The sequence below is a fragment of the Agrobacterium tumefaciens genome (assembly GCF_013337285.1).
Lineage (GTDB): Bacteria > Pseudomonadota > Alphaproteobacteria > Rhizobiales > Rhizobiaceae > Agrobacterium > Agrobacterium burrii.
The window spans coordinates 242,787-254,715 of sequence record NZ_SUPW01000005.1 but is presented as its reverse complement, the minus strand read 5'-3'; the positions used below and the strand labels follow the sequence as shown (position 1 = coordinate 254,715).

General features: G+C 57.7%; 9 protein-coding genes. 4 read left to right on the top strand and 5 right to left on the bottom strand.

Going from position 1 to position 11,929, the window contains the following annotated elements; genetic code table 11:
* Window positions 1-33: 33 nt before the first annotated feature.
* The gene (gene phaR, locus FCH38_RS15790; RefSeq protein ID WP_003520279.1) at window positions 34-609 is read left to right on the top strand and encodes a polyhydroxyalkanoate synthesis repressor PhaR; all 576 of its coding nucleotides are present in this window, start codon (window positions 34-36) and stop codon (window positions 607-609) included.
* 60 nt (window positions 610-669) lie between these two features.
* On the opposite strand, the gene FCH38_RS15785 is transcribed toward phaR, so the two are convergent.
* Both FCH38_RS15785 and FCH38_RS15780 read right to left on the bottom strand, forming a co-directional pair.
* Entirely contained in the window at window positions 670-2,046 is a 1,377-nt protein-coding gene (locus FCH38_RS15785; protein ID WP_153515453.1) for an MFS transporter, read from the bottom strand.
* 109 nt (window positions 2,047-2,155) lie between these two features.
* Window positions 2,156-6,916: an NAD-glutamate dehydrogenase gene (locus FCH38_RS15780; protein WP_174374319.1), complete on the bottom strand. Its 4,761-nt coding sequence runs from the start codon at window positions 6,914-6,916 to the stop codon at window positions 2,156-2,158.
* A gap of 541 nt (window positions 6,917-7,457) precedes the next feature.
* Between FCH38_RS15780 and FCH38_RS15775 the strand changes: the two genes are divergently transcribed.
* Window positions 7,458-8,027: a CarD family transcriptional regulator gene (locus tag FCH38_RS15775; RefSeq protein ID WP_004444078.1), complete on the top strand. Its 570-nt coding sequence runs from the start codon at window positions 7,458-7,460 to the stop codon at window positions 8,025-8,027.
* 73 nt (window positions 8,028-8,100) lie between these two features.
* Here the strand turns inward: FCH38_RS15775 and FCH38_RS15770 are convergent, their stop codons facing one another.
* Window positions 8,101-8,649 (bottom strand): L,D-transpeptidase family protein, encoded by a 549-nt coding sequence (locus tag FCH38_RS15770; protein WP_174374318.1) that lies wholly within the window; start codon window positions 8,647-8,649, stop codon window positions 8,101-8,103.
* 242 nt (window positions 8,650-8,891) lie between these two features.
* On the opposite strand from FCH38_RS15770, the gene FCH38_RS15765 reads away from it, so the two are divergent.
* Together FCH38_RS15765 and FCH38_RS15760 are read left to right on the top strand one after the other, a co-directional pair.
* Window positions 8,892-9,575, top strand: coding sequence for a response regulator transcription factor (locus tag FCH38_RS15765; RefSeq protein ID WP_003492637.1), 684 nt, complete (start codon window positions 8,892-8,894; stop codon window positions 9,573-9,575).
* 135 nt (window positions 9,576-9,710) lie between these two features.
* Window positions 9,711-10,166, top strand: coding sequence for a cyclic nucleotide-binding domain-containing protein (locus tag FCH38_RS15760; protein ID WP_046799641.1), 456 nt, complete (start codon window positions 9,711-9,713; stop codon window positions 10,164-10,166).
* A 21-nt stretch (window positions 10,167-10,187) separates the two neighbouring features.
* On the opposite strand, the gene FCH38_RS15755 is transcribed toward FCH38_RS15760, so the two are convergent.
* Together FCH38_RS15755 and FCH38_RS15750 are read right to left on the bottom strand one after the other, a co-directional pair.
* Window positions 10,188-10,991, bottom strand: a complete 804-nt coding sequence (locus tag FCH38_RS15755; RefSeq protein WP_052818693.1) for an exodeoxyribonuclease III — start codon at window positions 10,989-10,991, stop codon at window positions 10,188-10,190.
* A gap of 163 nt (window positions 10,992-11,154) precedes the next feature.
* The gene (locus FCH38_RS15750; protein ID WP_174374317.1) at window positions 11,155-11,880 is read right to left on the bottom strand and encodes an outer membrane lipoprotein carrier protein LolA; all 726 of its coding nucleotides are present in this window, start codon (window positions 11,878-11,880) and stop codon (window positions 11,155-11,157) included.
* Between the last annotated feature and the right edge of the window lie 49 nt (window positions 11,881-11,929).

Here is an 11,929-nt window from a genome sequence, read left to right as displayed (position 1 = left end):
AAAAGAAAATACCATCATCGCGAGGAGGCGGGCATGGCGAAACACGACGGCGAAACAATCATTAAAAAATACGCCAACCGGCGGCTCTATAATACCGGCACCAGCACCTATGTGACGCTCGATGATCTGGCGCAGATGGTCAAGCGCGGCGAGGACTTCAAGGTTCAGGATGCCAAGTCGTCCGAAGACATCACCCATGCGGTTCTGACGCAGATCATCGTCGAACAGGAAGCCAAAACCGGCAATACGTTACTGCCGACGGCGTTTCTGCGGCAATTGATCTCCTACTACGGTGATCAGATGCAGATGGTCGTGCCGACATTTCTCGAACATTCGATGAAGACATTCTCGGATCAGCAGAGCCAGATGCAGGAGCATATGGCTAAGGCGTTCGGCGACGGTTCGCTTGCCCGGAATTTTCAGGCGCCGCTGCAGATGATGGAAGAACAGATCCGCCGCAATACGGAACTGTTCCGGCAGGCGATGCAGGGTTTCACGCCTTTCGCAATGCCGCAGGCACCGAAGGAGACCCGCAAGCCGAACGCGTCCGAAATCGATGAGCTGAAGGCACAGCTGCGCGCATTGCAGCAAAAACTGGATCAGCTCTGATCTGTCTTGTGCGGGCCGATGTCGGGTTTGATCAACCGCATCGGCTGCTGCTTCGAACTTTCAGCCTGCCGTTCTTTCCGGCACGCGCAGCAACAGTAGAAATCCAGCCCCCAGAAATACGATGAGCGTGGCCATGCCGATATGGGCGGAGCCGCTTATATAGGTTGCTATGGAAAACGACAGCGTCGCCATGAAACTCGTGGCACGCCCGGAAAGCGCGTAAATGCCGAAATAACGGCCCGCTTCTGCCACGGTGATATTGCGCGCGAGATAAGAGCGGGACGAGGCTTGGACGGGGCCGAAGGCGAGGCCGATCAGGACGCCATACAGCAGATAGGCCTTTTCCGCGCCTGTCGCGAAGATGCCGCCATTGTCCGCCGTCGATAATTGTATCCAGCCAAACAGGGTCGAGCCCTTTTCCGTGGAGACGATGCCGAGCGTGGCGAGCAGCAGCAGCACCAAACTGATGAGGATGGTGATGCGCGATCCGAGTTTCTGATCGAGCCGCCCGGCGGCAAAGCAGCCTGCGATGGCGACGACGTTGAGGAGAATGCCGAAGAGGCCGATTTCCATCGTCGCCCAACCGAACATGCCAGCGGCGAACGCTCCGCCCAGAATGAGCACGCCGTTCACGCCATCCTGATAGAGCATGCGCGCGATCAGAAACCGCAACAGCGTCGGGCGGTAACGCAGTTCGCGGAGTGTCATCTTGAGTTCTGAAAGGCCCGAGCGGATCGCCGCTGCAAAGGGCAGGCCCTTTTCGGCGTCCGGGGTTAACAGAAACATCGGCAGAATGAAGATGAGATACCAGAGCGCAGCGAGCGGACCGGTTATTCTGGCGTCCTCGCCGGTTGCCGGGTCGAGACCGAAAAGTGGTTTGATGCCGGCGATGGTCAGCCCGGTCTGCGGGTTGGCGGCCAGAAGCGTCACCACCGCAATCAGCACCACCATGCCGCCCAGATAACCGAGCCCCCAAGCGAGATTGGAAATGCGCCCGACATTTTGCGGGTTGGTCAGTCGCGGCATCATGGAGTCGTTGAAGACGATAGAAAATTCTGCCGCGATGGAGGCGAGGATCATGCAGATGATCGGCAGGATAAGCGGTGAGCCTGGCGCTGCAAACCAGAGGAAAAAGAGGCTGACGATCTTGATGACGGCAAAAAAGGCGATCCACGGTTTGCGTGCGCCGGACTGATCGGCGATGGAGCCGAGGATGGGGGAGAAGAGGGCGATGATGATCGAGGAGACCGTCGCCATATTGCTCCATGTCGCCTGTGCTGAAATCGGATCATCGGTGAGACGGGCGACGAAATAAGGCCCGAAAACGAACGTGGTGACGACCGTGAAAAACGGCTGCGCCGCCCAGTCGAACATGACCCAGCCCCAGATGCCGCGTTTGGCAACCACTGTTTCCGCGTTTGGGGAGGGGACAGTCATTCATCGTCCTATCGGATAATCGGGGAGAATAGAGTGCGGGATGCCGGTCATCCGCTTCGTTTTTTGCCATCCGGGTCGGTAACCCGGATGGCGTTTTTAAGACTGCCGATCAGCGCGCCTGAACGATATCGGAAAGCAGCCCCGCCGCCACCGTCAGGCGAGCGAGGTTGGTATCGCCACTTTCGCTGAGTGCACCCAGCTCGGAAACGATGCGGTTCACCCGCACGCGGTCGGCGGCATACCAGGCCTGAACCGGATCTTTCTCCTTTGCATATTCCGTCAGCGCAGAGATGACGATCCGGCGTCGGGAGGAGGAGATCTGGTCCTGGCTGCGCAGAAGAGCTAGGCTCTCGTAATGATCGGCCGGTGCGATGCGCTGACTGGCGTCCAGCAGGCGTGCCACACGGAAGGTCGAGGAAACGGTGGCATAGCTTTCGGCGGCGCGGGCAAGCGTCGTGCCCGCACTTTCGGCGATACGCATGATCTCTGGCACATAGACCAGCAGGGAAAGCGTATCCAGCTCTTCCAGAAGGGTGGAAGGAACGCCGTCGATTTCCGTGACGCCAAGCTCGCGGCGATATTTTGCCGCTGCAGGCGACAGCGTCTTGATGGCGGTTTTCAGGCGCTCGATCTCGGTCGCCATGTCGCCTGTTGCAGCGCCTGCGCTTCGGGTCTGCAGGTAAAGCCTGCTTGCATCGGAGAAGATGCGGGCAATGGTGGCATAAAGCCCGTTCTGGACTTGTCCCCCGATCTTGCCATCAAGCGCGTCGACCTCACTCCACAGACGTTTGAGGCCGAAACCATCCTCGACGATGACGGCCGCCTTGACGACGTCAGCTGCCAGAAGACCGCTTGCATCGCCAAGTTTCTGCACGAAGCCCGGACCACCGCGGTTGACCACGGCGTTGGCGAGCGCGGTTGCAACGATTTCACGGTGCAGGCGATGCGCCTTGATATCGTCCGCATAGTTCTTCTGCATCTTGGCCGGGAAATAGTCGACGAGCAGATGCTGGAGATAAGGCTCATCCGGCAGCGGGCTTGCCACCAGTGCGTCGAACAGCGTCAGCTTGGCATAAGACAGAAGCACACCGATTTCCGGTCGGGTCAGCGGCTTGCCAGAGGCATATCTTTCGCTGAACTCGGCATTATCAGGCAGGGTTTCGACCTTGCGGTTCAGCTGACCGGTTGCCTCCAGCGCGCCCATCAGGCGGCCAAGTTCTTCGCGGTTTGCGAGCCCCAGCCGTTCCGTCAGCGAGATCGCCAGCGATTGCAGGTAGTTGTTGCGCAGCACCAGCTGCGCCACTTCCGGCGTCATGGAGGCAAGAAGCTGATTGCGCTTCGGCATCGTCAAGCGACCGGTATTGACGGCGGAGGCGAGGGCGATCTTGATGTTGACCTCGACGTCGGAGGAATTCACCCCGGCCGAGTTGTCGATGGCATCGGAGTTGCAACGTCCGCCCGAAAGCGCATAGGCAATGCGGCCCTTCTGGGTGATGCCCAGATTGGCACCTTCACCGATGACCTTGGCGCGCAGTTCGGTGGCGTTGACGCGGATGGGGTCGTTTGCCCTGTCACCCACCTCGGCATTGGTTTCCACCGCCGCCTTGATATAGGTGCCGATGCCGCCAAACCAGAGGAGATCGGTCGGCGCCTTCAGAATGGCGGTCATGATCTCGAAGGGCGTGGCGACGGACTTGTCGAGACCGATGGCGGCCACGGCTTCCGGCGTCAGTGTTACCGATTTTTCGGAACGCGAGATGATCATCGCGCCGCCGGAGAGGGTCGAGCGGTCATAATCCTGCCAGCTGGAGCGCGGCAGTTCGAAAAGCCGTTTGCGCTCAGTGAAGGACTTGTCGGTATCGGGATCCGGATCGATGAAGATATCGCGGTGATCGAAGGCGGCGATCAGCCTGATCTTTTCCGACAGCAGCATGCCGTTGCCGAAAACGTCGCCGGACATGTCGCCCACGCCGGCCACGGTGAAGGGTGTGGTCTGGATGTCGGTGTCCATTTCACGGAAATGGCGCTTTACCGTCTCCCAGGCGCCACGTGCGGTGATGCCCATCTTCTTGTGGTCATAACCGGCCGAACCACCCGATGCGAAGGCATCGTCCAGCCAGAAGCCGGCGTCGCGGGCAAGGCCGTTCGCCGTGTCGGAGAACGTCGCTGTCCCCTTGTCGGCGGCAACGACGAAATAGGGGTCGTCACCATCGAGCCGCAGCGTATCGGCAGGCGGTATGATGGCGTCATCGACGATATTGTCGGTGATCGAGAGCAGGGTGCGGATATAGGTCTTGTAGGCCTCGCGTCCGGCATTAAAGACCTCATCGCGGGAGCCGCCGGCGGGAAGGTTCTTCGGGAAGAAACCGCCCTTTGCGCCAACGGGCACGATCACCGCGTTCTTGACCTGCTGCGCCTTGACGAGGCCGAGCACTTCGGTGCGGTAATCCTGGCCACGATCCGACCAGCGCAGACCGCCGCGTGCGACCTTGCCGAAGCGCAGATGCACGCCTTCGACCTCGGTTCCGTAGACGAAGATTTCGCGGAAGGGACGCGGATCAGGCAGGCCGTCCAGATGTTTCGGATCGAACTTGAACGCCAGGAGGTCTCTTGGCGTACCGTCGCCATTTTTCTGGAAGTAGTTGGTGCGCAGCGTCGCGTCGATGGCGTTGACGTAACGCCTCAGCGTGCGGTCTTCATCGAGATTGGGAACGCCGCTCAATGCCGCTTCGATCGCCTTGTGTATTTCGGCAAGTTTCTTCAGCCGCTTCTTTTCGTCGATAGACGGGTCGAAGCCAGCCTTGAACAGCGCGAAAATATTACGGGAAATGGCCGGATATTTGAAGAGCGTTTCGGAAATATGCTCCTGCGAATAAACAATGCCGGTCTGACGAAGGTAGCGTGCATAGGCGCGCAAAACAGAGACTTCGCGCACGGACAGGCCGCAGGCGAGGATCAGCCGATTGAAGTTGTCATTATCAACCTTGGCCGAAAAGGCGGCAAGGAAGGCTTCCTCGAGTTTCGGTCCGTAATGCGGCAGGTCGAGTGTCGTGCCCGCCGCGACGGATAGCTCCATGTCGTGCAGCACGATGTCGCGCTTACCGTCATCTGAAACGACACCGATATCGAAGGTACGTTCGCTGATGACGTTGAAGCCGAGATTTTCGAGCAGCGGCACACGGCGCGAAAGCGGCAGATGGCCGTCGCGGTGGAAAATCTTCAGCGACAGCGTGTCGGCCGACTGCCCTTCCTGCTGGTAGAATTCAATGCGGACCGGCTCACCATTGGCGGCAGCCAGAATGTCCGGCATGTCGCCGATCGCCTCTTCAGGCGCGAAGGCTTCCTGATAGGCCTGATCGACCTCCAGCACCGGCGCACCCGGTTCGGACAGGGTGACGAGGTGGTCTATCCAGCGTGCCGCAATATCGCTGACGGCGTCTTCCAGCCTGTCCTGCGCGATGCGCGGTGTCTTGCCTTCCGTGCGGCCGACGATGAAGTGGACGCGGGCGACTGCACCTTCGGGGAAGGCGGGGTAATAGGCGGAAATATGCCCGTCATAGACCCTGCTCAGATAATCGCCGATCTTCTCGCGCACATAGGAATTATACTCTTCGCGCGGCACGAAGATGATGGCCGAGACGAAGCGGTCGAAACGGTCGATACGGGCAAGCACGCGCACGCGTGGCCGGTCGCTCAGTTCCATGATCTGCTCGATGAAGCGGATCAGAAGGTCCGTCTCGATCTGGAAGAGGTCGTCACGTGGATAGGCTTCCAGCGTGTTTTGCAGGATGCGGCCGGAGTGACTGTTCGGATCGAAGCCGAAGTGCCGCTCGACATCCGCGACCTTGGCGCGCAGCAACGGGATCTGCTTAACAGAACGCGTATAGGCGGTGGCGGTGAAAAGGCCGACGATGCGCAATTCGCCGATGACGTTGCCGTCCTCATCAAAGCGCTTGATGCCGATATAATCCATATAGGCGCGGCGATGCACGATGGATTTCACATTGGCCTTGGTGACGATGAGGAAATCCGGGCCATCCAGGAAGGCGAGAATTTCAGGCGTCGTCGTTACGGCGTTCTTGCCGAGGCGCAGCACGCGCACATCCGGATCGCTCAGGCTGCCGAGGCCGACGCCGTCACCGCGTTCGATCCTGGCGTTCTTCCCCTTGCCGGAATAGGTGTAATCCCGCATGCCGAGGAAGGTGAAATTGTCATTGCGAAGCCAGTTGAGGAATTCGACCGCTTCGGTACGCTCGGTCTTGCGCCGCGAGGAGCCGCGCTTCGATAATTCGTCCAGCGCCTCGTCAAGCTTCGCCAGCATGGGCCGCCAGTCACGATAGGCGGATTGCACCTGTGTGAGGACAAAGCGCAGCCGTTCTTCCAGCGCTGCGGCGGCCTGCTGTGTCAGCGGCGCGATATGCAGCTGGATGAGGCTGATATTCTCGGCGGGATCATCCTCGGGTTCCGCAAGGCGGTAGCCAGCCTGCGCGTCGTCATCATGCACGAGGATGGGGTGGACTGCCAGATAAAGGCCGCGATAGCTGCTGGTGACCTCACCCATGACCGAATCATAAAGGAAAGGCATGTTGCGGCCGATAATGGTCAGGACGGTTACCGGAATATCGCGCGGTGAAACGCCTTCCACCTGGGTGATGCTGATGTGGGGCGTCTCTCTGGTCCAGTGCGAAAGCGCCTGGAAACTGTGAGCCGCGCTGGCCGCCAGCATCTCGGCGGAATAATATTCTATATCGTCGGCACTTGCCCTTCCATAAAGAATACCTGGATCAAGAAATTGGACATTTTCGGCAATTGCCTGCTGGCGCGCTTTTTCGATCTGTTTTTCGCGTTTTGGATTATTTCTGTAGCCCATTTGACGTGGATTCCTCCAAAAATCACACTTTAATGTAAAAAAGCACCGTCAATTTACGGATTTTGCCTTTTCAGTCGAATCGGATATTGGCGTGGAATTACGAAGAGTTTAAGAGGCTTTCGTATTTCTTTGGTTGGTAAGTGAAATTTTTTTGCTTCTTTTGCCATGAGGGTCTGTCGCGAAGCATTTGACAGTATTTTAGCGACTAATTTTTAGGCGGTTATTGAGCCGCCATGTGATGTTGCGGCCACGGTCGAAGCAAATTATTGATTTGCGCCTATTTTTGTGGTACACCAACGACACTGATCCACAGCGTGGCATTTGTGTGCCCAAAAACACCACGAAAGCAACACCTCTTTTGCACGCGGTTTCCGTGACATATCGAGCGTTTACGTTATCGAACCCCGCAATGCGGGAAGGTGTTTTTTTGCGTACACGGCTGGACCAGTGCGGAGTCACTTGACGGTTCCCCCGTCTCATCAGGGCCTGACCGACCCAACCCCGGCATTGCCGGGTATGTAACAGGGAGTTTTTAGAACGAATGACGACCCAGCAGAAGAAATCTCCAGCACATCACGGTTTCAAGACCGGTGAAGCGATTGTGTATCCCGCTCATGGTGTCGGTACCATTTCTGCAATCGAGGAACAAGAAGTCGCCGGCATGAAGCTTGAGCTTTTTGTCATCGATTTCGAAAAAGACAAGATGCGTCTTAAGGTTCCCGTCGCTAAAGCCGTGAGCATCGGCATGCGCAAGCTTTCCGAAGGCGATTTTGTCGAGCGGGCGCTGAAAGTGGTGCAGGGCAAGGCACGTGTGAAGCGTACCATGTGGTCGCGCCGCGCCCAGGAATATGATGCGAAAATCAATTCCGGCGATCTTATCGCGATCGCGGAAGTGGTGCGCGATCTTTACCGTGCCGAAAATCAGCCGGAGCAGTCCTATTCCGAGCGTCAGCTTTATGAAGCTGCTCTCGATCGCATGGCGCGCGAAATTGCCGCCGTCAACAAGATGTCCGAAACCGAGGCTGTTCGCCTGGTGGAAGTCAACCTTGCCAAAGGCCCCAAGCGTGGCAAGGCTGTTGAAGAGGACGATTCTCAGGACGAAGCCGCTTAATAACCGGCCTCTTCCTTCTAAAAAAACCCGCCACGAATGGCGGGTTTTTTGTTGCCCGATTGCACGATGCGCTTCAAAGAATGCGGATTCTCGTGCCTTTGCGCATGTGGGGCAGAATACGCCGCATGTCTTTAGGGTGGAGGGCGACGCAGCCAGCGGTCGGCTCATATCCCGGACGGATCAAATGCATGAAGATCGCCGAGCCCCGGTTGCGGCTTCTTGAGGTGATGTTCCAGTCAAGCACCAGGCAGACGTCGTAGAGACCGTCCTTGCGCATCATTTCTTCATGGCTTGGCGCAAAGGGCGTTTTGACCAGCCTGTTGTAATTGGCGCTACGGGGTTCGTCACACCATAGCATGGATCTGCGCGTCCGCTGCATCGGCAATGTTGTGGTGATGCCGGTATTGCGGTCGCCGCGATAAAATCCATACAGCAGGCGGGTGCGGGAAATGGGTGATTTGCCGTCTCCCTCGCGTTTCATCGCGGTGCGGCCATTGCGCCCGATCGCGGCGGGAAAGGTGAGGTGCCCGAGCTGGACGATGGCACGGCTGGTTTTTGAGGGAGCCGGCCGAACCACGAGCGTTGATGCGCGTTTACGTTGTCTTGGCGAGGGTTTGCTCATGTTTTTCACGAGATTTTGCTTTGCAGGTTATTTAACGTGAAGTCATAGCACTTCGTTATATCATGGCAATGGGTTGACCTTTTACCGGCAAACCGCTGAATTGGCTGATAATTAGAGCGCCGTGCGTCACTATCGATGCACAGCGAGCGCTCTAACTCTTTTAAACTACGCCTCGTGCCTTCCTAAAATCGAGCCCGATTTTTTGAACCGAGGCGCTAAAGTAAGAAAGGCTGAGAATCCGAATGACGGCTCGCACAATCCTTCTGGTGGACGATGACGACGATCTTCGGGAGACGCTGACCGAGCAATTGTCTCCCTATGAGGAATTCTCGCTGCTGAGCGGTGCAAATGCCGCGCAGGCGATGCAGACCGCCAAGACCGCCCAGGTTGACCTCCTCATCATGGATGTAGGCCTTCCGGACATGGACGGCCGCGAGGCCGTGAAGCTGTTGCGCAAGGGCGGCTTCAAAGCGCCGATCATCATGCTGACCGGCCATGACACCGATTCCGACACGATCCTCGGGCTTGAAGCGGGTGCCAATGATTATGTGACGAAGCCGTTCCGCTTCGCCGTGCTTCTGGCGCGCATCCGGGCGCAGCTTCGCCAATATGAACAGAGTGAAGATGCGGTTTTCACCGTTGGTCCCTATCAGTTCAAGCCTAGCCAGAAGCTGCTGACGACCGAAGACGGCAAGAAAATCCGGTTGACGGAAAAGGAGGCGGCGATCATCCGTTATCTCTACCGCGCTGGCAGCGCCGTCGTTACCCGCGACGTCCTGCTGGAAGAGGTCTGGGGTTACAATTCCGGTGTGACGACGCACACGCTCGAAACGCATGTGTATCGTCTGCGTCAGAAAATCGAGCGGGATCCTTCCAATGCCGAAATTCTGGTCACCGAGAATGGCGGCTACAAGATCGTTCCCTGAACAGGGACCTGATGGCTTAGAGCCTGCCGGGCGCATCTGAAAAAACCGCGCGGCGCTCTAACGTCTTGTATTTTGAAGGCTGATATTGGAAAACCGCTATAGTGATGCAGGCGGTTTTCCGGAGTAACGAACGACATGGCCTTGACGGACGATATCATGCTGCTGGGGCAAGTGCCGTTGTTCGCTGGCTTCAGCGACGACCAGTTGCGGCTCATCGCCTTCGGTGCGGAGCGCCGCCGCGTATCGGCGGGCCAGACATTGTTCCGGGAGCATTCGCCGGCGGAATGCGCCTTTGCGGTGACATCGGGCCATTTCGAGCTTTTTACGGCGGGGCGAGACGGCAAACCCGAACTGCAGGCGACACCGGGCAAGGGAGCGCTGCTTTCGGAGCTTGCCCTTTTCACCCTCTGCGAACGGAAATTCACTGCCGTTGCGGCGGAGGATTCCGAAGTCATACGGATAACGCGCATCCTCTTTCACCGGCTGGTGGAGGAGTTTCCGGAGGTCGCCGATATCGTGTCGGCGCGCATCCGTGACAATATCGCCGCGCTCGCGGCGGGTGCGGCCCGTTTACAGAACCGCTTCGTCTGAGATCGTCCGGAAAATGCCGGTTCAGAACCGGAAATGGGCTGTAACCGGAACGTGGTCCGATGGTCGGTTCCAGCCGCGCGCCTCCTGCAATATGTCGATTTTTTCGAGCGAGGCGCCGAGATCCTGCGACGACCAGATATGGTCGAGACGGCGGCCACGATTGGCCGCTTCCCAATCCTTGGCGCGGTAGCTCCACCACGTATAGATCTTTTCCGTCTCCGGCACGTTCAGGCGCATCAGATCAAGCCAGTTGCCCTGCTTCATGATATCAAGCATGCCGTCGGTTTCGACAGGCGTGTGGCTGACGATCTTTAGAAGTTGTTTGTGTGACCAGACGTCATTTTCAAACGGCGCGATGTTGAGATCGCCGACGAGGATGGAGGAAGTGCCGGGCACACCATCGGCGCGCAGCGCCTTCATTTCCTCGATGAAATCGAGCTTGTGGCCGAATTTCGGATTGATCGACCGATCCGGCTCGTCGCCACCGGCCGGAACGTAGAAATTATGCAGCCGCACGCGGCGCGACCCGACCTGAAAAATCGCCGAGATGTGACGCGCATCGCCGATACCGCAATAGTCCTGCCGGTGGTCTTCGGTCAGCGGGATTTTCGAAGCGATCGCCACACCGTGATAGCCCTTCTGGCCGTGGATGATGACGTGCTCGTAACCCAGTGCCTTCAGCGGCTTCATCGGAAACTCGCCATTCGGGCATTTCGTTTCCTGCAGGCAGAGAATGTCGGGTTTGTAACGCACCAGAAACTGCTCAACGATCGGCATTCTCAGCCTGACAGAGTTGATGTTCCAGGTGGTTATCGAAAACGACATGCATGTGCTCCGCGTTTGCTGCCCCGAACCCCGTTGTTTCGAGACATGTTTCCGGGGCGCAGGCTTATAACATCGTGATGAAAACGGGAATGTATTTTAGCGGCAAAATGAAAAAGGCGACCGCGAGGCCGCCTTCGAACCGTTTTTCCAAAATAGACGGTGCTCAGCCGCGCTTGCGCACTTCCTCATAGTTGATGTTGAAGACGCGCTCATCGAGGTTCACGCCCGTCTGGACGTTGAAGATCATGACGGTGGTGTCCTTGTTCTGGGCGTCGGTCGTTGTCCATTGCCTCAGATCGAAGGTTTTCGGGTCGAACATCAGGGTGATGGTCGAATCGCCGAAGATGCTCTTGTCACCCAAAACGATGGTGGTCAGGTCTGACTCTTCCTTCACGTTCCGGACCTTCTGGTTGCCGAGATCGATCTTGTCGGACAGAAGCAGGCTGAGAGGGGTCTTGGACAGCGGATAGAGATCCCAGGTCTTCAGCTTCATGTTGCCGATAACCACATTCTTGCCATCGGCAATGACCCGCATGGGTGAGGGGTCTTCATAATTGAAGCGAAGCTTGCCCGGCCGTTCGATGTAGAATTTACCGCCGGTCTGTTCGCCGCGCGGGCCAAACTGCACAAATTCGCCCATCATCGTTTTGACCGACGAGAAATGATTGGCAATTTTCTGTGCGGTTGCGCCATTGCCGGCTGCCTGGGCAAAGGCGTCAAGCGGCGACAGGCCCGCCATGACCGCAGCCATGGAAAATGCCGTCAGCACGCCACGCCGCGTCATCCCTTTTTCAGGTGCGCTTGCGGTGGCCGTTTCGCCGGTAGTGAGGTCGTTCATTCTGTTCTCCTTCATCGCAGCGATTGTCCGCATAAAAGGCGGCGGCTTCATGACGTTGGACGCGTGTAATAACGCTTCTCAGCCCCGCTTGGTTGCCCGA